23 protein-coding genes are annotated in these 19,691 nt (G+C 63.1%); 10 read left to right on the forward strand and 13 right to left on the reverse strand.

Annotated elements, in window-relative coordinates:
• Window positions 1–454 precede the first annotated feature (454 nt).
• Window positions 455–1,705 (forward strand): MFS transporter, encoded by a 1,251-nt coding sequence (locus tag ATY75_RS08990; protein WP_088937265.1) that lies wholly within the window; start codon window positions 455–457, stop codon window positions 1,703–1,705.
• 224 nt (window positions 1,706–1,929) lie between these two features.
• On the opposite strand, the gene ATY75_RS09000 is transcribed toward ATY75_RS08990, so the two are convergent.
• The gene (locus ATY75_RS09000) at window positions 1,930–2,235 is read right to left on the reverse strand and encodes a Dabb family protein (RefSeq protein WP_088937267.1); all 306 of its coding nucleotides are present in this window, start codon (window positions 2,233–2,235) and stop codon (window positions 1,930–1,932) included.
• A 19-nt stretch (window positions 2,236–2,254) separates the two neighbouring features.
• Window positions 2,255–2,941, reverse strand: coding sequence for a hypothetical protein (locus tag ATY75_RS09005; protein ID WP_088937268.1), 687 nt, complete (start codon window positions 2,939–2,941; stop codon window positions 2,255–2,257).
• A 146-nt stretch (window positions 2,942–3,087) separates the two neighbouring features.
• On the opposite strand from ATY75_RS09005, the gene ATY75_RS35445 reads away from it, so the two are divergent.
• A complete protein-coding gene (locus ATY75_RS35445; protein ID WP_257784956.1) occupies window positions 3,088–3,219 on the forward strand; it encodes a hypothetical protein in 132 nt (43 codons plus the stop codon).
• A 38-nt stretch (window positions 3,220–3,257) separates the two neighbouring features.
• Here ATY75_RS35445 and ATY75_RS09010 read toward each other — a convergent pair whose 3' ends face one another.
• The 4 genes from ATY75_RS09010 to ATY75_RS09025 all read right to left on the reverse strand — a co-directional run bounded on the left by ATY75_RS09010 (window position 3,258) and on the right by ATY75_RS09025 (window position 6,038).
• Window positions 3,258–3,818, reverse strand: a complete 561-nt coding sequence (locus ATY75_RS09010) for a TetR/AcrR family transcriptional regulator (protein WP_088937269.1) — start codon at window positions 3,816–3,818, stop codon at window positions 3,258–3,260.
• A gap of 27 nt (window positions 3,819–3,845) precedes the next feature.
• The gene (locus tag ATY75_RS09015) at window positions 3,846–4,307 is read right to left on the reverse strand and encodes a nuclear transport factor 2 family protein (RefSeq protein WP_088937270.1); all 462 of its coding nucleotides are present in this window, start codon (window positions 4,305–4,307) and stop codon (window positions 3,846–3,848) included.
• Window positions 4,308–4,412: 105 nt separating this feature from the next.
• Complete coding sequence (locus tag ATY75_RS09020; RefSeq protein WP_088937271.1) at window positions 4,413–5,366, reverse strand: pyridoxamine 5'-phosphate oxidase family protein; 954 nt, start codon at window positions 5,364–5,366, stop codon at window positions 4,413–4,415.
• A gap of 60 nt (window positions 5,367–5,426) precedes the next feature.
• Window positions 5,427–6,038 (reverse strand): glutathione S-transferase family protein, encoded by a 612-nt coding sequence (locus ATY75_RS09025; protein WP_088937272.1) that lies wholly within the window; start codon window positions 6,036–6,038, stop codon window positions 5,427–5,429.
• Window positions 6,039–6,180: 142 nt separating this feature from the next.
• Between ATY75_RS09025 and ATY75_RS09030 the strand changes: the two genes are divergently transcribed.
• The gene (locus ATY75_RS09030) at window positions 6,181–7,080 is read left to right on the forward strand and encodes a LysR family transcriptional regulator (protein ID WP_088937273.1); all 900 of its coding nucleotides are present in this window, start codon (window positions 6,181–6,183) and stop codon (window positions 7,078–7,080) included.
• Window positions 7,081–7,179: 99 nt separating this feature from the next.
• Here ATY75_RS09030 and ATY75_RS09035 read toward each other — a convergent pair whose 3' ends face one another.
• Both ATY75_RS09035 and ATY75_RS09040 read right to left on the reverse strand, forming a co-directional pair.
• On the reverse strand, window positions 7,180–7,548 hold the full coding sequence (locus ATY75_RS09035; protein ID WP_088937376.1) for a DUF983 domain-containing protein: 369 nt from the start codon (window positions 7,546–7,548) through the stop codon (window positions 7,180–7,182).
• Between the two features lie 204 nt (window positions 7,549–7,752).
• A complete protein-coding gene (locus ATY75_RS09040) occupies window positions 7,753–9,156 on the reverse strand; it encodes a PLP-dependent aminotransferase family protein (RefSeq protein WP_088937377.1) in 1,404 nt (467 codons plus the stop codon).
• A 290-nt stretch (window positions 9,157–9,446) separates the two neighbouring features.
• Here ATY75_RS09040 and ATY75_RS09045 point away from each other — a divergent pair, with 290 nt between their 5' ends.
• Entirely contained in the window at window positions 9,447–10,352 is a 906-nt protein-coding gene (locus ATY75_RS09045) for a S1C family serine protease (protein WP_064837709.1), read from the forward strand.
• A 27-nt stretch (window positions 10,353–10,379) separates the two neighbouring features.
• On the opposite strand, the gene ATY75_RS09050 is transcribed toward ATY75_RS09045, so the two are convergent.
• Complete coding sequence (locus tag ATY75_RS09050) at window positions 10,380–11,267, reverse strand: LysR family transcriptional regulator (protein WP_088937274.1); 888 nt, start codon at window positions 11,265–11,267, stop codon at window positions 10,380–10,382.
• A 102-nt stretch (window positions 11,268–11,369) separates the two neighbouring features.
• On the opposite strand from ATY75_RS09050, the gene ATY75_RS09055 reads away from it, so the two are divergent.
• Window positions 11,370–11,987 (forward strand): NAD(P)-binding domain-containing protein, encoded by a 618-nt coding sequence (locus ATY75_RS09055; protein ID WP_088937275.1) that lies wholly within the window; start codon window positions 11,370–11,372, stop codon window positions 11,985–11,987.
• 219 nt (window positions 11,988–12,206) lie between these two features.
• A complete protein-coding gene (locus tag ATY75_RS09060) occupies window positions 12,207–12,587 on the forward strand; it encodes a VOC family protein (protein WP_088937276.1) in 381 nt (126 codons plus the stop codon).
• A 6-nt stretch (window positions 12,588–12,593) separates the two neighbouring features.
• On the opposite strand, the gene ATY75_RS09065 is transcribed toward ATY75_RS09060, so the two are convergent.
• On the reverse strand, window positions 12,594–13,556 hold the full coding sequence (locus ATY75_RS09065) for a LysR family transcriptional regulator (protein WP_064837698.1): 963 nt from the start codon (window positions 13,554–13,556) through the stop codon (window positions 12,594–12,596).
• 123 nt (window positions 13,557–13,679) lie between these two features.
• On the opposite strand from ATY75_RS09065, the gene ATY75_RS09070 reads away from it, so the two are divergent.
• Both ATY75_RS09070 and ATY75_RS09075 read left to right on the forward strand, forming a co-directional pair.
• Complete coding sequence (locus ATY75_RS09070) at window positions 13,680–15,080, forward strand: MFS transporter (RefSeq protein ID WP_088937277.1); 1,401 nt, start codon at window positions 13,680–13,682, stop codon at window positions 15,078–15,080.
• Between the two features lie 178 nt (window positions 15,081–15,258).
• Window positions 15,259–15,555 carry a hypothetical protein gene (locus ATY75_RS09075; protein ID WP_088937278.1) on the forward strand — a complete coding sequence of 99 codons (297 nt, stop codon included), beginning with the start codon at window positions 15,259–15,261 and terminating at the stop codon, window positions 15,553–15,555.
• 172 nt (window positions 15,556–15,727) lie between these two features.
• Here the strand turns inward: ATY75_RS09075 and ATY75_RS34555 are convergent, their stop codons facing one another.
• Window positions 15,728–16,309 (reverse strand): hypothetical protein, encoded by a 582-nt coding sequence (locus ATY75_RS34555; protein WP_190241338.1) that lies wholly within the window; start codon window positions 16,307–16,309, stop codon window positions 15,728–15,730.
• Between the two features lie 101 nt (window positions 16,310–16,410).
• Here ATY75_RS34555 and ATY75_RS09080 point away from each other — a divergent pair, with 101 nt between their 5' ends.
• A complete protein-coding gene (locus ATY75_RS09080; protein ID WP_190241337.1) occupies window positions 16,411–17,478 on the forward strand; it encodes a fatty acid desaturase in 1,068 nt (355 codons plus the stop codon).
• Between the two features lie 9 nt (window positions 17,479–17,487).
• Here ATY75_RS09080 and ATY75_RS09085 read toward each other — a convergent pair whose 3' ends face one another.
• Window positions 17,488–18,402 carry an SDR family oxidoreductase gene (locus tag ATY75_RS09085; RefSeq protein WP_088937280.1) on the reverse strand — a complete coding sequence of 305 codons (915 nt, stop codon included), beginning with the start codon at window positions 18,400–18,402 and terminating at the stop codon, window positions 17,488–17,490.
• A gap of 88 nt (window positions 18,403–18,490) precedes the next feature.
• Here ATY75_RS09085 and ATY75_RS09090 point away from each other — a divergent pair, with 88 nt between their 5' ends.
• A complete protein-coding gene (locus ATY75_RS09090) occupies window positions 18,491–19,060 on the forward strand; it encodes a TetR family transcriptional regulator (protein ID WP_088937281.1) in 570 nt (189 codons plus the stop codon).
• Here ATY75_RS09090 and ATY75_RS09095 read toward each other — a convergent pair.
• Entirely contained in the window at window positions 19,057–19,683 is a 627-nt protein-coding gene (locus tag ATY75_RS09095) for an exopolysaccharide biosynthesis protein (protein ID WP_088937378.1), read from the reverse strand. The two genes, ATY75_RS09090 and ATY75_RS09095, sit on opposite strands and share 4 nt — an antisense overlap.
• Window positions 19,684–19,691 lie beyond the last annotated feature (8 nt).

Here is a 19,691-nt window from a genome sequence, read left to right on the forward strand (position 1 = left end):
GTCTTGCACGCTCCCATCAGGGCGATCGCCAGAATCCGGTTGCTCTATCGACTGCGCGAGCCGCCGCGAAGGCGACGATCCATCGCACATAGACAGCTAAGTTAGCGCATATGGGGTCAAGCCCGAGTAGGACGGAGAGTGGGGGGCAACGACCGGCAAGAGGCGGGACGTCTGGAGGAATTCCATCAAGATCGCGGAAGCGGATTTGCGCAAAACAAGGGACGGCAATTTCGACAAAACCGCTGCGACTTACGGTATTTTCTCCCTGGGCTCCCCACCCTCTGTCCTGCTCGGGCTTGACCCGAGCATCGGGATTGACCCCAGCATCAGGCTTGACCCGAGCATCCATGCCACGGCTGCTGGTGGATGCTGCCGGGAATTGCAATCGCAGCTTTTACCGGCCGATTGAAACTGTTATGTCCTTGGGTCCCGCATTCAGGCCATTTCAGCACCCATGCCAAATTTCCACCGCTTCCGCTCGGCGCAGACGGTCAGCGTGCTTGCCGTCACCCAACTGATCGGCTGGGGCACGACTTTCGACATGCTCGGGGTCATGGGCCGCATCGTGGCGCCCGCTCTCGGCTTGGCGAACGAGGTGGTGTTTGCCGGCCTGACGATCATGATGATGATCAGCGCCATGCTTGGTCCCGCGACCGGCCGTTGGCTCGCCCGCTACGGCGCCGCGCGGGTGCTTTCGGCCTCATCGCTCACCTTTGCGCTTGGCCTCTCTCTGCTTGCCGCGGCAAACGGCGTCCTGCTCTATGCCACCGCCTGGGTCGTCATCGGCATCGGCGGCGCGTTCGGTCTTTCGGCACCGGCCTATACCGCCATCGTCGAGCGCGAAGGCGCGAACGGCAAACGGGTCATCGCCATTCTCATGCTGTTCACCGGCCTATCGAGCACCATCTTCTGGCCGATTCTCAGCCTGCTGAACGAAACGGTGGGATGGCGCCTCACCTTTCTCATCTCAGCCGGCCTGCAATTCTTCATCTGCCTGCCGCTGCATCTTTTCGCTCTGCCGAAACCGATCGTAACACATGTCGAAGGCGGCGCCTTGGACCTCGCCCCGCTGCCGCTGTCCAAAGCGGCGCGGCGCAAAGCCTTCCTGCTGATTGCGGCTGCGACGACGATCTCGACCTTCATCACCTTCGGCATCTCGCCATCGCTGCTCGAAATCTTCCGCCAGTCCGGCGCCTCGCCGGCCTTCGCACTGCAGCTCGGTTCGGCACGCGGCATCCTCGGCATCTCGGCGCGTTTCCTCGATATGCTGCTCGGTAGGCGCGGTAACCCCATGCTCAGCGCGGCCACGGGCATCGGCCTGATGATGATCAGTTTCCTGATTTTGCTGGCCGCCGGTTCGTCGCCGCCGCTGCTCGTCACCTTCGTTCTGCTTTACGGCTTCGGCGCCGGCGTCATGACCGTCGCCCGCGCGCTTCTGCCGCTGGCAGTGTTTTCACCGGGCGAATACGGCCTGCAATCGGCCCGGCTATCGCTGCCGCAAAACCTCGCCAACGCCATCGCCCCGGTCATCTTCACCGCGATCCTCGACCGCGCCGGCACCGGGCCGGCACTCATCGCCTGCGCCATTCTCGCAGCCTTGTCGCTAACCTTCGTGCTGATGTTGATGGCGATGGTGCGCGCCCACGCATCCCAGCCGACTCCGCCCGCCGCTCAAGAAATCGGCAGTCAGGTCAGCCCTTCTTAATATGTCTTGATTATCATCGGCATCAGGACGAGAGCGGCTTTCGTCCACGCATCGCGACCGGTGCGGCCACTTTTGCCGAATCTTTTGAATCGCTTGCCGCCGCTTTTTCGAAAGTTGAGTCGGGCGGCTCGGAAGTTGATTGAGCTGCGGCGCGCTCCCGCTCCGGAAAATCAGTCATCCGTTTGAAATTTCAACGGAATGTGACAGCCGAATGTTTTTGAAAATCAAAGCGGCCGCGTCACCGCCGTGCGGCTGTCGTAATCGGCGGCAATGCGTTTTTCCCGGATCGGCCGCACCCGCTCGATCGACAGCTGATAATCCGGATGGGCCTTGTAGGCGGCAAGTGCTGCCTCGTCGTCGAATTCGCCATAGACCACGAGATCGATCTCGGTGCCCAGTTGATCGGTCTTCACATTGGTGCCGATTTCCAGGAGCCGCGCATGCGGAATGGCGGTCAGGATCGACAGCCCGGCCCTCACCTCCTGCAGATGCTCCTCCTGCACGGTGAAGAAGACGATATGGCGGATCACGCGAAGCTCCTGTCAGATTTCAGAGGGTCAGCCGCGCGATAACACGCGAGCCCCAGGCCTTCAACCGCGCGATCACGCCATGCGCAGCATTGGGACGCATCGCCGCATGGAAGGCCATTGCGTAAGCCGCGAGCTTTTCCGCCCGGTCGGTGCCGTTGACGATGCGCCGCGCATTCACCCAGTCCTCGCTCGCCGCGTTCAGGTGATCGGCAAGCTTGTGGCCGGTGAAGCTGCCCTGCAGCATGCCGTCGATCAGGATCGTCACCGCCGCATCCATCTCCATCGCCCGGTCAGGATCGGCAACGAGGTCGATGCCCGTCAGCACGCTCATCGCCTCGTAGTTCCGCTTGTGGGTGAGCTGCACCAGGCCGCGCCCGAGCCAGCAGCGGCCATCTTCATCGGGCCGCCAATAGGGCGTCTTTACCCAGGAAAGCCGGCCAGCGGCAAAGGCCGTTTCCAGGATCTCGACGGCACGGGCATCGCTTTGCGCCAACGTCTCGCGAACCGGCTGCATCGTATAGGCGGTCTCGTGATAGGCGGTCGCCAGGATATAGGCGAGCCACCGTCGGTCGGCCTGCGAAAACCGCTCATCCCAGGCATCGAGAATCGCCGTGATCCCCACTACCTGAGGATGCGTCATCTCTCCCTTGAAGAGATCGCCCCTCACCGCATCGAAAAAGAAACTTCGGTCCATGTGGACAACCATTCCGCGCTTCCCAGAAATGTCATGGTTAAAACAGTCTTAATCGATTAAAATTCATTTAATCGTTTAAAGTGTTTAAGCCACTGATTTACACAGCTTTTGTCTTGTGCAATGCATTTAGCTGCCCTGAAGCCTTGAGGAGACTTCCGATGCAGACGCCCGCCACGACGCAAACCACCATTCCCCAGCACCTCGTCGACCAGATGGAAAACGAGTGGCGCCAGATTCGCCTTGAACGGGAAAATCCGCGCCCGGCCCCGCAGCCCCAACAACAGCGCTGAGAGATACAGGCAAAGCGGCGCGGATGTAAGGCCAGTCCTCATCGCGTCGCTGCCTCAAAGCGCTTCGCCAGCGTTTGCAGCGAGCGCGTGAAGATCGTTTCGTCTGCCAGCGCCCGCGCCAGCACCAGCGCGCCTTGTATGCCGGCGACACCTTCCTCGGCCAGCGCTTTCGCCTCTGCCTCGGAACAGCCTGCCCCGCTCAGCGCCGAATGCAAGGCGGCGATCCAGCGGATGAAATAGTCGCCGATCGCCGCCGAAAACCGTTCCCTTGTGTCGTCAAGGGCAAAGGCGCCGACAAGGCAGATGCGGCGGCCGGATCTGAAATAATCATTCACATTGTCCCACATCGCTGCGATCGCCTGGTGCGCGTCGCCCTGTCTCAGCGGCCGATAGATCGCCTGCTCGAACCAGGCGTCGATATCGGCAAGCACGGCGCTTGCCATCTCCTCCTTTCCGCCGGGAAAGAAGTGGTAAAGGCTGCCCTTGCCGAGGCCGGTGCGTTCGGTGATGCGACTGAGCGACGTGCCCTCATAGCCGAGTTCGCGGAAAATTTCCGCCAATAGCGGCACGATGTCGGCGCGTTCGTGGACGGTCTTCACCGGCGGAGTTCCTTGGGCTCGCTTGTGTCAGAGGCCAAGCTCGGTCAGACCGGGATGATCGTCCGGCCGCCGGCCGAGCGGCCAATGGTATTTACGCTCCGATTCGCGGATCGGCAGGTCGTTGATACAGGCGAAGCGGCGCTGCATCAGGCCGGCAGCATCGAACTCCCAGTTCTCGTTGCCATAGGAGCGGAACCAGTTGCCGCTGTCATCGTGCCATTCATAGGCAAAGCGTACGGCGATGCGATCATCGGTGTAGGCCCAGATCTCCTTGATCAGCCGGTAATCCAGCTCCTTGGCCCATTTGCGGGTGAGGAAGGCGACGATCTCGGCACGGCCGTTGACGAATTCAGCGCGATTCCGCCAGCGACTGTCCGGCGTATAGACGAGCGAGACGCGCTCGGGATCGCGGCTGTTCCAGCCGTCCTCGGCAAGGCGGACTTTCCGGGTGGCGGTCTCAAGGGTGAAAGGCGGGACGAGGCTGGGCATTGGCGCGCTCCTGTACTGAACAGTCATCATTGTACCTATCAGTACATTTGTTTGCAAGGCAGCAGCAGTGTTTTACGTCAGAGGTCGAGAGGCAGCCAGGCCCCCTCACCCGCGGGAACGGCGCAGCAGATCGGCGCTCTCCTTGCTCCATCGCAACGGCAGGGCATCCGGGCGAAGCACGATCTTTTCGGGCGTGAAACGCCACAGCCTCTCCGCGTTTGGAAAACCTGTAATGTCGGGCGAATCCAGTACCACCTCGGCCTTCCCTGCCATCTGCAGCATGTCGCCGGTTTCGAAATCGATGAAGACCAGCCCGGCCCTCGGGTTGACCAGGAAATTGCCGAGTGTGTTGAAGAACCGATTGCCGGAAAAATCGGGAATGGTGAGGACGCCGTCAGCGCTGAGATGCACGAAGCCGGGATAACCGCCGCGGTGCGACACGTCCACCTGCCGCTCGCCATGGTCGCGGTCGACATAGGAGGCGACGAAGAAGGCATCGGCGCCCTCGATCATCCCACGCATGCGATCGTCGAGTTGAGCGGAATGCAGCGGCGGCGCCGTTGTCGATCTGTCGGGATCGCGGGCGAAGATGCAAGAGCGCGGCTGGATATATTGCGGGCAGTTGCCGAAGCTCTGGCCGACGCGCACGCGGAAAGCTTCGGCATCCGTTCTGCGGATGACGCCGTTCAGCCGGTTGCGCCGCCGGGTCTCGAGCTGGATGCCGAGCATGGCGATCGCGTCGCCATGCTCCAGGCCGGCCTCGGTCGGGTCGACCCGGTCGCGCGGCAGGTCGACATCGAGGATTTCCGGATCGGGCGAGGACAGAAATCCCGGTCGTGCGGCCCGCAACGTTGCCCAGACATCGCCTTTGGCATCGACGGCGCCGAGCACTATGAAAGGCAGCATCGGAAAGAAAGCGCGGTGCTGCTCCGGCATCGCCTTGCGGACGAAATTGCGTCCGGGCCCATCCATGCGTTCGACGACGCCGACGCTGCGCTGCATGGCGAGCTCCCCCTGATGCCAGGGTGACGTCGCGTCCTGTCTTGTCTGCTCCGGCATCACGACCTCCTTAAGGCCACCATTTGGGAAACCGGGACGGTGATCCGTCCCGGCGGCGTCTCATGCGGCAAGGCCGATCTTCGTCTTGCGAAAGCCGACGAAGCCCGGCAGCGCCTCGATGCGCGCAAGCCAGGCGCGGACGCTTGGATAGGCCGCGATGTCGACATTGCCCTCCGGCGCATTGGCGATGTAGCTGTAGAGCGCGATGTCGGCGATCACGGGATTGTCGCCGAGCAGGAAGCGGCGGTCGGAGAGCTCCGCCTCGATCAGCGCGAGAATGCGGTGCGCCCGGGCGATCACCTCGTCCGCGCGGAAATCGGCGCCGAAGACAGTCACCAATCGCGCAGCGCACGGCCCATAGGCGATCTCACCCGCAGCAACCGACAGCCATTTCTGGATTCGCGCTGCGGCCAAGGCTCCTTCCGGCAGCCAATCGGTGCGGCCGTATTTGCGCGCGAGATAGACGAGGATGGCAGAGGAATCAGTGACGACCGTGCCGTCGTCGTCGAGCACCGGCACCTGACCGAATGGATTGAGCTTCAGAAACTCCGGTGCCTTATGGGCGCCCGCCGCCATGTCGACCTCGACCAGTTCATAGGGCACGCCAAGCAGCGACAGAAACAGGTGAACCCGGTGGGCATGGCCGGAAAGCGGGTGATGGTAGAGTTTCATTGGCAGTTTCCTTTGGTCTTCCCGAACGACGGGCCGCGATTGACGATGGCCACTTGCCATCTGCGGCTAATGTATTGCCTTCCACTTGATTGTAGTAGAATGCTAATCTGGAAGGCATATTCCCGATTTTCGGAAGGAAAGAATGGACCGCCTCGACGCCATGACCGTGCTTCTCGCCGTTGTCGAACAGGGCAGCCTGTCGGCCGCCTCCCGGCATCTGCGGACGCCGCTGGCAACCGTCAGCCGCAAGATTTCCGAACTGGAAGCGCATCTGAACGCCCGCTTGCTGCGGCGAAGCAACCGCAAGGTCACGCTGACCGAGGCCGGCCGTTCCTATGTGGAGGCGGCGCGGGAAATTCTCGATCGGGTGGAAGAGGCGGAACGGGCGGCGGCCGGTGAATATAGCGCGCCGAAGGGCGCGTTGACGATGACCGCGCCGATCGTCTTCGGGCGGCTGCATGTGCTGCCTGTCGTGGTGGATTTCCTCAAAGCCTATCCAGATATCAATCTGCGGCTGATGCTTGGCGACCGGCTGTCGAACCTCGTAGAGGATCATATCGATGTGGCGCTCAGGATCGGCAATCTGCCGGACAGCAACCTGATCGCCGTCAGGCTCGGCGCGATCCGCCGGACCGCCTATGCCAGCCCGGATTATCTGAGGCGGCACGTCACGCCTCCGCACCCAGCCGATCTTTCCACACATGACTGCATCACCTTCGAGAGCATGGCCTCGACGCTGAACTGGACATTCACAGAGGGAAAACGCGATCTCACCGTGCCCATCCGTTCACGGCTTGCCGTCAACACCGCCGAGGCGGCGGTCGATGCGGCGGTCGCCGGGCTCGGGATCACCCGGGTTCTGTCCTACCAGGCCGCCCGTGCCGAGACGGCCGGGCTGCTCACGCCGCTGCTTGTTGATTTCGAACCGCCGCCGGCACCGGTGCATCTCGTCTATCCCGCGCAGGGCATGGTGCCGTTGAAATTGCGGGCGCTCATCGATTTCGCCACGCCGCGCCTGCGCGCGACGCTCAACAAGCCCTAAAGCGCGTCGCAATCTTTCAGATTCGCTCCTTGCGTTTTAGCCCTTTGTTTTTCGCATGTCGTTGCGGCAAAAGCGCTGCACACTTTTGCGCGAAATGCTTTAGGCAAGCTTGCCCTCTTCCGCCTTGTAGAAATACTGGCTGGCGATCAGCCAGCCCTTCAGCGGCCTGAGCGGCGGAATGCAGGTCGCGAGCATGAAGGGGCCGGTGATCAGGAGCTGCGCCCAGATCGACGCCGAGAAAGCCACCTCCAGCCAGACGCCGAGCAGCACGCTCGGGATGCAGGCAAAGCAAATGACGAAAAAAGCCGGACCGTCGGCCGGATCGGCGAAGGAATAATCGAGACCGCAAGCCTCGCATTGCGGCTGCAAGGTCAGGAAACCCTTGAACATATGGCCCTGGCCGCAGCGCGGGCAGCGCCCCTTGATGCCGGTCTGCAGCGGCGGAAGCGGGGGATATTCGGTCTCCATGATGATCACACCTTATTCTGCGCGAGCATCAAACCAATCAATGCTCAACAATGTATGCATTCAATATAAATACATTGTCGGGACATTGCCAGTCAACTCGTCAGAATGCCGCAGATTTCCGCAGGTCGAGCCGACCGCGGATTGCACGGACATGATGAAGAAGGACTTATAACTTGCCTGAAGGCACGGCGCGGCGTTGCCGGGTCAGAAGAACGAAGCCGCCATTTCCGGCGGCCCCTCAAGCGCATGGGCCATGAATTCCAGGGCGCCCTGCAGTTTCTCGCGGCCGATCGGGCCGCCGAGGCAGACCCGCACGGCTTCGGGCGCGGCGCCCTCGACCGTGAAGGCATCGCTTGCCACGACGCCGATGCCGGCGGAGCGCATATGGCTGCCGAAGGTGGAGCGGGTCCATCCGTTGGAAAGCGGCAGCCAGATATTGAAACTGATCGGGTCGGCGCGGAAGCCGCCGGCCGGCAGGATGGCGGCCACCATCTGCTGGCGTGCGGCGGTCTCGTCGCGGATGAAACGCAGGATCGCATCGGCGGTGCCGTCCTCGATCCAGCGGGTGACGAGCGCCAGGGTCAGCGGCGAGGCCATGACATTGTTGGCGCGCACGGCGCTGACGAAGGGCCAGACGGCCTTGCTATCCGGCGCCACCACATAGGCAAGGCGCAGACCGGCGCCGATGCATTTCGCCAGGCCGCCGATGTGCCAGGTCAGATCGGGCGCCATGGCGGCGAACGGCGCCGGGCCCTGCTGCGGGATGAAGCCGTAAGCATCGTCTTCGACGATCGGCACGTGATATTTGTGGGCGACCGCCGCGATTTCCTCGCGGCGCCTGGCCGGGACAGTCAGCGTCATCGGGTTCTGCAGTGTCGGATTAAGATAGAGCGCCTTCGGCTTCAGCCGCTCGCAGGCTTCGGCGAAGGCGCCCGGCAGCACACCGTCCTCATCCATCGCCAGGCCGGCCAGATTGAGCCGCAGCTGCGCGGCGATCGAGCGCATGCCGGGATAGGTGATGATTTCCGAAAGCACGGTTTCGCCCGGTTTTGCCAGCAGGCCGAAGATCGCCAGCAGGGCCGGATGGGCACCCGGCGTGACGAATATCCGCTCCTGCGAGGGCTTGAGCCCGCGACGGCCGAGCCAGGCGGCGGCGGCCTCCTTGTCGATACCGGAACCGCCGAAGCCCTGATAGCGCAGAAGTGGAATGAGGTTTGCGGCCACCGCCGCCATGCCCTCGCGCATGCGGGCGATCAGTTCCGGATCATCCGGCTCCGGCGGCATGTTCATCGAGAAATCGACGACAGATGCGCGGCGCGGATCGGCTGCGGCGCCAGCCGCAAAACCCTGGCGCTCCCTGTCCGCGCCTCCGGTGACGAAGGTGCCGCGGCCGACATGCGAATCGACAAGCCCGCGCTTCTGCGCTTCGACATAGCCTCTCGCCACCGTGGTGAAATCGACGTTCAGCCGCTTGGCGAGTTCGCGCTGCGGCGGCAGCCGGTCGCCGGCCACCAGATGGCCGCTGCGCAGATCCATTTCGATGACATCGGCGATGGCCATGTAACGGGGGCTGCTGCTGCGGCCGAGATCGGGATGCCAGTCTTTCATGTCGCAAATCCGTGTCAGCCTGAGCCTGATGGGATTGACCGTATATTGTTGCACATTGGCGCTGTCACCAGAAATATCGTGCCTAGGATTCTGGTGCTGGCAGCGGATGGCATGGTGCGGCTTCGTCCGAGCGATTTGATTGCCTATTGCATGCATGGCGCCTTGGCTTCCAGGAGGTTGGAAATTCCATCGGCCATAGCCTTGCCGCCGCCCACTCATCTTCTTACCTATTCAGGACAGGGTGCGCCGGATTTTGAGTCTCTCGCGCCGGCGCCTGTCGGGATGAAAGCATGAATATCGATCCGATTTTGCGGTCAGTCGTGGCCGTTCGTTCTTCCATTCCGGACGATGCCTTCACAGCGGAGACGCTGGGCACCGTCCGGGAGGGCAGCGGCGTGGTCATTCGCGACAATGGGCTGGTGCTGACCATCGGTTATCTCATTACCGAGGCCGAAGAGGTCTGGCTGACCACCCGTGACGGGCGCGTCGTCCCCGCGCATGCGCTTGCCTATGATCAGGAAACCGGTTTCGGCCTGGTGCAGGCGCTTGGGGTTCTGAATGCGCCGGCAGTGGATCTCGGCGACGCGGCAAGCGCCAAGCCCGGCGATGCCGTCGTGCTTGCCGATGGCGTCGGCGAATTCGTCGAGGCGAACATCGTCGCCCGGCAGGAATTCGCCGGCTACTGGGAATATCTGCTCGACGAGGCGATCTTCACGGCGCCGGCCCACCCCTCCTGGGGCGGTGCGGCGCTGATCGGTTCGGACGGCAAGCTTCTCGGCATCGGTTCGCTTCGCCTGCAAATGAGCCAGGGCGACGAGGTCGCCGATATCAATATGGTCGTGCCGATCGACCTTTTGACGCCGATCCTCGACGATCTGCTGAACCGCGGCCAGGTCAACAAGCCGCCGCGGCCCTGGCTCGGCGCATTCTCCGCCGAGAGCAATGGCGGCGTGGTGGTGATGAGCGTCGCCGAAGGCGGCCCGGCCGCCCAGGCGGGCCTGCGGCAGGGCGATATCATCTCGGAGATCCGCGACGAAGAGGTCGATGGCCTGGCCGATTTCTATCGGAAGGTGTGGAGCAGCGGCCCGGCCGGCGCCGAAATTCCGATGCGGATCCTCAGGAATGGCCGGGAAGCCTGGCTGCGCATCAAGTCCGCCGACCGCAACAGTTTTCTCAAGAAGCCGCAATTGCAGTAGGGTCGCGCCGCGGCTGCTTGCACGATTCTAGCGGCGGAGATCTCCGGCAATCCAGCCGATCGCGGCCTTCACCCGTCGCGGCACGAATTGCCGCGACGGGTGCACCGCGTGAATCGGCAGGCTGTACTTTTCCCAATCGGCGAGTACCTCGGTCAGCCGCCCGGCGGCGATGTCCTCCTCTACCAGGACCAGCGGCGCGTAGACGATGCCGGCGTCCTCAACCGCGGCAACGCGCATGGCTTCGCCATTGTCGATACCGATATTGCTGTCGATCTTTGCCGCCAGCGCCCGTCCCTCCTGATCTTCGAAATGCCATTGATCGCGCGGGACGAGGTTGAGGCTCAGGATGCAGCGGTGCTGTTGCAACTGCTCGGGATGTGTCGGCACGCCGTTCTTGTCGAGATAACCGGGAGAGGCGCAGCAGACGAAGCGATAGGTGCCGATCCTTCTTGCGATCAAGGAAGATGGCCGCAGATGCGCCACCCGAATGGCAAGATCATAGCCTTCAGCGATCAGATCGACGTTCCGGTCGGTCAGATTAAGCTCCAGACTGACAGCGGGATGCTGATTGGCAAATCGAGCAATGGACGATGCCAGCCGCTTGACGCCGAGCGTCGTCGGTCCGCTGATGCGAAGGTGGCCGGATATTTCGTGGTTGGCTGGGCCGGCGAGGTCGTTCAACTGCTCCAGCTCATCGATGACCCTGCTGGCTCTTTCCAGAAACCGGAGGCCGATCTCGGTCAGCCTCTGGGTTCGCGTGGTGCGCTCGATCAGCTTGACACCATAGTCGGTTTCCAAAGCCTGAATGCGCCGGCCGACCATGGCGGGCGACAGGTTGAGCCTGGCGGCGGCTTTGGCGAAGCTACCGGCCGTCGCAACGGCGACAAAGGTCTTCAAATTGGTGAGATCGGTCATTCGATACTTTTATGCAATTATATTCTTCCATTCAATGCCATTCATGATGGGATCGCGGCCGGCTATATCGACGTCATTCAACTGGATGAAGGAACCGACCATATGAAAACCGCGATTATCGGAACTGGAAACATGGGCGCCGGCTTGGCGCGTCGGCTGGCAGGCAAGCGCGATCTGATCCTGGCGTCGCGCAATGAGGCCGCGGCAAAGTCGCTTGCCGAGGCGATCGGCGCGACAAGCGTATCGATCGCCTCCGCCGTGGCCGAAGCCGATATTCTCGTCCTCGCGCTGCCTTATGCTTCGGCGCTCGAATTTGCCGGAACGGCGGCATTGCAGGGCAAGATCGTCGTCGACATCACCAATCCGCTGAAGCCCGATTTCTCCGGCCTGCTGTTTGGTCACGACACGTCGGCAGCCGAGGAAATCCAGCACCGGGCCAGGGGCGCCAAAGTCGTCAAGGCCTTCAATACCATCTTCGCCGAGCTGTTCGCGGCCTCCCCAAAACACACCTCCACCATACCGGTCTTCCTGGCCGGCGACGATGATGCTGTCGAAACCTCCGCAGCGCTGGTGAAGGACGCCGGCTTTGCTGTCGAGAAAACCGGCTCGCTCGATGCCGCTCGCCTGCTCGAACCCTTGGGAATGCTCAATATCCGCCTTGGTTACGGCTTGGGCCGCGGTACGGGTATCGCACCGAAATGGGCTGCGATCGACGGCTGAGATTGCGACTGGTCCCGCCGATGCGGGGCCAGTCACTCCTATCGCCGGATTGGACGGCTGGCCGACTTCTGCCGCCGAACAGGATCGCCTGAAGTCTCCAGGCCGCAACGGCCAGCGCCGTTCGTTGACTTGCGACGGCGGTTGAAAGATGGTGGGGTCGCGCCATGTTGAGGATGAGAAATCCGTCTGGAACGAGCGATATAAGGAGTTTTGCGGCCCATGTTCGATCATGTCTCCATCGGCGTCAAAGACCTGGAAAGAGCCCGCCGTTTCTACGATGCGGCGCTGGCTCCACTCGGTTATGAGCGCCTGTCGAATTCCGACACCATGATCGGCTACGGCCCGGAACGGGTCGGGCTCTGGGTGATGCAGGTCGAGCAGCCGGTTCTTGCCGATCTGCGATCCGGGCTGCATTTCTGCTTCGTCGCGCCCGATGAAGCGGGGGTCGACGCCTTTCATGCGGCGGCCGTCGCCTCCGGCGGCACGGATAATGGCGAACCCGGCATCCGGCCGGATTACGGGCAGTTCTATTATGCCGCCTTCATCATCGACCCGGACGGTTACCGCCTCGAAGCCTATTTTCACAAAGGCGAGCTATAATAAGGATCAGGCCGCCGCTCTCGAGATCGAGACGCGGCAGCCGGAGGCTACGAGCGCCTCGCCGGCGACGTCGAGGAACAGCCGGCGGAACCAGCGCGCCCGGCCATCGGCCTGGTCGACCCGGCGATAGAGCATGGTCACCGGATCGGCCGGCAGCGAAAGCGGCGGGGCTGCGATCGTCAGCCCATGCAATTGCGCCATGCAGCGGCCGATCGATTCCGGCACGATTGATATGGCGGGCATCGCCCGCAGCGCCGTCGGCAGGGCGGAAAAGCGCGGCACCGTCGCCACCACGCGCCTGACATGACCGGTGCGGCTCAGCGCGGCATCGATGCTGGTCGCGGCATTGCCTTCGAACGAGACGGTGAGATGGGCGACAGCGGCGAAATCCTCAAGGCTCAATGGCGCCTTCAGCTTGAGTTGAGCATCATCGTAGATGCAGATCGAGGCTTGGTTGAACAGCGGCGCCCGGATGTGCCAGGAGGCCGGTTCGTCATGCACGGAAACGCTAAAATCGAAGACCCCCTCGTCCAGCCGACGGGCAGCCTCGCGCTTTTCCGAAGCGATGCCGATCAGCCGGGCGCCGGGCGAAAACTGCAGCAGGCGGGCGGCAAGCGGGCCGAAGAAGGCGGATTCGAGATTGTCGCACATGCCGATGCGGAACTCGCCCTGCCAGCTCGCCGGATCGAAGTCGGCCTGCGGGCGGATCGCGCGTTCGATGCCCGACAGCGCATCCTCGATCGCCGGGGCAATGGAAAGGGCGCGCGGAGTCGGCTGCAGGCCGCGGCCGACGCGCACGAAGAGTTCGTCATCCAGCGCCTCGCGCAGCCTTCGCAAAGCCGCCGACAGGCCCGGCTGGCCGAGCAGCAGCCGTTCGGCGGCGCGGCTGACATTGCGCTCCTGCATCAGTACCGAAAAGGCCAGCAGCAGATTCAGGTCGATTTTGCGCAGCGTGGCATCATTCATCATCACCAGTAATACCTGGCATGGCTACTATCAATTTGCAATAGGTTCGGAAGCTGTACATTTTCTCGTTCCCTGCCGTCCGCGCATCCTCCCTCGACGAGGCGGCAGCAAAGAAGGAACGTTTCGATGACACTTTCCAAATCGAAAAGCGGAGCGGGGTTGGCATTGCTGCTGCTCTGCGCCACCAACTTTCTCGACGCCATGGACGTCTCTACCATTGGCGTCGCGCTGCCCGCCATCCAGGCCGAACTCGGCATGGAGGCGACTTCGCTACAATGGGCCGTCAGCGCCTATGTGCTGGGCTATGGCGGTTTTCTGCTGCTCGGCGGCCGGGTCGCCGACGTCTTCGGCCACCGCCGCGTCTTCCTCTGGTCACTGGCGATCTTTGCCGCCGCCAGCATCGCCGGCGGCTTCGTCGACAGCGGCCCGACGCTGATCGCCGCCCGCTTGATCAAGGGTATCGCCGCCGCCTTCACCGCGCCGGCAGCGCTCGCCCTGCTGCTCTCCGTCTTCGGCGAAGGATCCGCGCGGGCGAAAGCGCTCGGCGTCTTCGCCTCCACCGGCGCCACCGGCTTCGTGCTCGGCATGGTGCTCGGCGGTGCTGCGACGATCTTCAGCTGGCGGGCGACGCTGGTGATGGGCGCGCCGGTCGCCATCCTGACGCTGCTGCTTGCGCCGCTGGCGCTGCCGGCCGATCCGAAACGAACAGGACCGCGGCCAAGCTTCGACTGGGCCGGCGCGCTGACGATCACCCCCGGCCTGCTGCTCTTCGTCTTCGGCATCACCAATGCCGCGGCCGCCGGCTGGCAGGCTTTTGCGACCTGGGCTTCGCTCGCCGCGTCGCTTGTGCTGATCCTGCTGTTCCTCGCGGTCGAAGCCCGCCATACCGATCCGATGGTGCCGCTCGGCATGTTCCGCCGGGCGAAGCTCCGGCATGCCAATGCAATTGCCGCACTGTTCCAGGGCGCCTATGTCGGCTTCCAGTTCCTGGCGACACTCTACTATCAGAACGTCATCGGCTGGTCGGCCTTCACCACCGGCTTCTGCTTTGCGCTTGGCGGCGTCTTCGTGATGTTCCTCGCACCACGGTTCGCGAGCCTTGCGCAAAATCGCGGCGCCACCGGGCTGATGGCGGCCGGTGTCGGTCTGCAGGCCTTCAGCTATATCTTCTGGGTGACGGCACTCGGACATGTCGATCCGATCCTGCTGGTGCTGTTCTCGCAGATCCCGCTCGGTCTCGGCTACGCCATGACCTACCCTTCCGTGCAGGTCGCAGCCCTTTCCGACGTCGAGGATGACAAGTCGGGGCTCGCCTCCGGACTGCTCTTTGCCTCCTTCCAGATCGGCGGCGGCATCGTGCTCGCAGCCGCCTCGGCGGTATTCGGCGCTGCACCGCATTTCGGATGGGACCCTTATGTCGCCGGCATCGCCTTCGTGGCGCTGCTTGCGATCGCGATCACCCTGCTTGCAGCCGCCGGCCCGCGGACATCGGCGGCGCGGACGTCGGCCTATCAGGCAGCGGAATGAGGCTTGCGGCCCGCACCGCGAACCGGCGCGGGCTTTTCATAAGATAAAACGCATATAAGCAGCAGAATCCCATTGCCTTGCCTCGGTGAAAGGAGCATGGTCTCGCCTTCGGCAGCCATTGTACGGGCGCTGCCGACTGAGGGTTTTCGATACCCTCGCCCCGACGAAAGGAGGGCCGATGTCTTCCACTTCCGAAAAGCCGCACCTGACCTCTGCCGATCTCGACATGCTGCAGGGCGTACTCGACGAGGCCGGCTATGATGCCCGAATTCCGACCGACGACGAATGCGTCTTCAACGTGGCGGCCGTGTTGCTGATCAGGCTGTTCCAGGAGGGCGTCACCTCGCCGGCCCTGCTCTCAAAGGCTCTCGAATACCATTTCGGCAAGCCGAAGGCGCCGCCGAAACCGATCACCCCCATCTGCAACAGATATGCGATACAGGGACTACCACGCGAAAGACGCGCCGCCGGCTAATATTGACATGTTCCAGCTCCGCCGATGAAGCTTTTCCTTCATCGAAGCCTCTGCCGAACGGACAGGCCGGGGGCTGCTGAAATATGGCTTTCTTGCGGCAGCGCCTTAATGGCGTCTCATTTTCATGCCATGAGAAGGCATTGATGATTGACCGAAATATGCGGTGACGGGGTTACCGGTACGGCTGTTTCCCGGGAGAAAGCCCCGGTATCGGGTTCAAGCCTGCGTTTTCATTCCATTCCCTGTGGTCCGCCGCTGCCGGGTTGCCTTCGTTCATCTCGCGAACGTCGATCGCGACCGACAAACGGGGGCGATTGCGGCGCAGCCCGCAGCTTTCCATTGCAATGAGAGAGGAGATTTCATCCATGGCAAAAGGGCAAATGAGAAGCAACCGCGAAGTCCGCAAGCCGAAGAAGGACAAGCAGGCGGCGAAGACGGACAGCACATTCTCCAACCAGATGAAGACGGCCGCCAATAGTGCGCCGCACGGCAGCGCCCCGAAGAAGTAGCGCCTCGCATCGGCGCGGCGGGGACGGCTTGCGCCCCCGCTGCCGGCAGGACTGCACAATTGCTCAAAGCGGAATCGATTTTCCGGAATGGACCGTCGGCAGGCTCGCAGCGATGGAGCGTCTTGGTGCATGCCGCCGGACGCGCCGCGCTTCGGCGCGGCACTATCGCCCATTGACATGCTTTCAGAAAAACGGGAAGTGCTGCGACCATGACCTCTCTTGAAAGAATGCACCCGTTGGATCATCCGCCCTTCCTCCTCCGCTCAGCCCTTAGCCTTTCGAGCATCGCTGCTTTTGACGGCGCCATTCTGTGATCGAAGCCGCGCGCCGCAACGAGAGCGAGGAAATGCAGATCGCCGCTTCTGGCCAGCCCGATGAAAACCCGGCGCGAGCCGATGCGCATAAGGAGGCCTTCGCTGAAAAGCACTGGTTGAAGATCCTTGCCGGATATCGCCAGCCACGGGCCGGACGCAGCGCTTTCGAGCTTGCCGTCACGGTCGTGCCTTTCGCGCTGTTCTGGGCCGCCGCATGGGCCGCGGTTCATTACAGCTTCTGGCCCGGCCTGATCCTCGTCATTCCCGCCGCCGCTTTCCTGCTGCGGCTGTTCATGATCCAGCATGATTGCGGCCACGGCTCGTTTTTTGCCCGCCGCCGCCTCGACGACTGGGTCGGGCGGATCATCGGCATCCTGACGCTGACGCCTTACGACTATTGGCGCCGGGCGCATGCCGAGCATCACGCCTCGGCCGGAAACCTAGACGAACGCGGTGTTGGCGACATCGAGACGCTCACGATCGCCGAATACAATGCGCTGTCGCGCTGGGGCCGGCTCGGCTACCGGCTCTACCGGCACCCGGCCGTGATGTTCGGGATCGGGCCGGCATGGCTGTTCATCATCAAACAGCGCCTGCCGTTCGGCATGATGCGCTCCGGCGCCCTGCCCTGGGTCTCCACAATGGCAACCAACCTTGCCATCGCGCTCGCCGCCGCTCTGGCGATCTGGGCGGTCGGGATCATCCCCTTCCTGCTGGTGCACCTGCCGATCGTGCTGCTTGCGGGTGCCGCCGGCGTCTGGCTGTTCTACGTCCAGCACCAGTTCGAGGAAACGCATTGGTCGAAGAAGCCGGAATGGCAGTTCCAGCATGCCGCCCTGCACGGCGCCTCGCATTACGACCTGCCGCCGGTGCTGCGATGGATCACCGGCAATATCGGCATTCACCACGTGCATCACCTGTCGAGCCGGGTGCCTTACTACCGGCTTCCGGAGGTGCTGCGGGACCATCCCGAGCTTGCCGACCTAGGCCGCATCACGCTCATGGACAGCCTGCGCTGCGTCAAGCTGGTGCTGTGGGACGAACAGACCAAGCGGCTGGTGTCGTTTCGCGACGCGGCGCGGCTTGCAGCTGCGCGGTAAACGGCAGCCTCAGCGATAGCCGGCGACATCGGCCGGCTTGCCCGGCTCCTGCACTTCCACCATGTAACGCCAGCAATCCGGCCGCGACCCGTCGATATCGTCGAAGCCATAGAGTTTGGCCAGTCCGCCGCTCGACAGCGACTGACCGTTCCAGCGGGCGCGGTCGGGGTCGGCGCCAATGGCGGCCACCGCCCGGCCGACGAAGCGCGGGGTTTCGGAAATGGCGAAATGCGGCTGCACCTTGGTCGCCTCGCGCCAATTTTCCTCGCTGACACCATAGGCATCCAGCATCATTTCGGAGCGCAGCCAGCCGGGCGTGATCGAAACCGCCATGGCGCCGTGTTTTGCCAGATCCTGGGCATGCGCCCAAGCCATGCGGGTAACGCTCGTCTTGACGAGGTCGTAAAAGGGCGACAGCCGGTAATGCGTGGCATTGTAGTCGGCCGTGCCGTCGGTCACCTCCACCAGCAGCCCACCCGGCCGCTCGATCATCAGCGGCAGCGCATAATGGGCGGTGATCAGATGCGTCTCGATGCCGAGCCGCAGCATACGCAGGCCTTTTTCCAGCGAATGCTCCCAGACGGATTTGTCCCATTCGAACAGTTTTTCGCCGCCCCAGATGTCGTTGACGACAATATCGAGCCGGCCGGCTTCCGCCCGGATGCGGGCAACCAGCGCCTCGACTTCGTCCGCGACGAGATGATCGACCCGAACGGCGATACCCCTGCCGCCCGCAGCCGTTACCAGCTCGGCCGTCTCCTCGATCGTCTCCGGCCTGGCATATTCGGATTGCTGCAGGCGTGTCGTGCGCCCCGTCACATAGACGGTGGCGCCGGCAGCGCCGAGTTCCACCGCGATGCCGCGGCCGGCGCCGCGTGTGGCACCGGCCACCAAAGCCACTTTCTCCCGCAAGTCCGCTGTCATGTCTCCATCCTCCATGTTCGAACCGAAACCGCCTATTGTATATAAACGAATGATCGTTTACAAATAAGACAGATGCAAGAGGAATTACATGCCGCGCCGCCGCACGCTCTCCGATGAACAGCTTCTCGCCATGGTGCTAGCGCTGGTCCAGGCCGAGGGGCCGGATGCGGCAACCTTTGCGGCGGTGGCCAAAGCCAGCGGCCTTTCCGGCTCGACGCTGGTGCAGCGCTTTACGACGAAGGCGGCGATGCTGCGCGCCGCACTGCTCTATGCCTGGGACAGGCTGGATGCGGAAACGGCACGGCTTGCCGGCAGCGTGGCGAAAACGCCGGATGGCGCCATCGCGCTGCTCGTCGGCCTGTCGCAGGATTACGGCGACAATGCCGCAGCCTATGGCGAGGGATTGCTGGTGCTTCGCGAAGATCTTCGCGATCCGGTGCTGCGGGCCCGCGGGGCCGCCTGGGGCAAAGCGCTGACGGCGGCGATCGCACGCTGTTTCGGATCGGCGAGCGCGCCTGAGACCATCGCCCGGCTGATGTTGTCGCAATGGCAGGGCTCGCTCACCTGGTGGGGTTTTGGCGGAGAAGGCCGAGTGGATGAATATGTGGAGACGGAGCTGCGGCGGTTCCTCGCCGCGGTCCCCGTCCATTCGGCTTAAGAGGCGGTGATGATCATCGCCTTGATAAAATAGAGCAAGGCGGCAGTGACGACGATCGTCGCCGATGTGAGCAGCAGTCCGATCAAGGTGACGAGACCATCCCGCTCCATCAGGGCGACGGCCAGCACGACCAGCGAGACCACCGGCAGAATATTGCCGAAGGGGATCGGCAGCGCGATCACCACGGCAAGCAGGAAGACAGGAACGCCAAGAAGTGCCTGCACTGTCGGACCGGTCAGGGCCTGCAGCCGGCCGGCGCGCACGAGCTTTTCCACCCGGGCAATCACCGGAACCGCGTGACCCACGATAAGATCAAGCGCCGCGGGCGACACCCGGCGATCCCTGACGATGGCGGGCAACCAGACCTTTCGGCCGCCGGCGACGATCTGCAGGGAGACCAGCGCCAGCGCGGTGCCGAAAACCATTCCGAACGGCCCGGGGATCGGGGTCAGCGCCGGGATTGCCAGGAACAGGATGGTGAAGGCGATGCTCGTCTGGCCCATCGTCTCCAGAGCCTCGCCGATGGAGAGGCCGCCTTTCACCCGGGCAATTTCCAGCATCTCCCGAAGCCGCGTTGTGGCGACACCGCGCGGCGGTTGCCCATTCCCGCCTTGATCAATCACACGCTCCA

The organism is Rhizobium sp. N122, from assembly GCF_002211295.1.
In the GTDB taxonomy this organism is placed as follows: domain Bacteria; phylum Pseudomonadota; class Alphaproteobacteria; order Rhizobiales; family Rhizobiaceae; genus Rhizobium.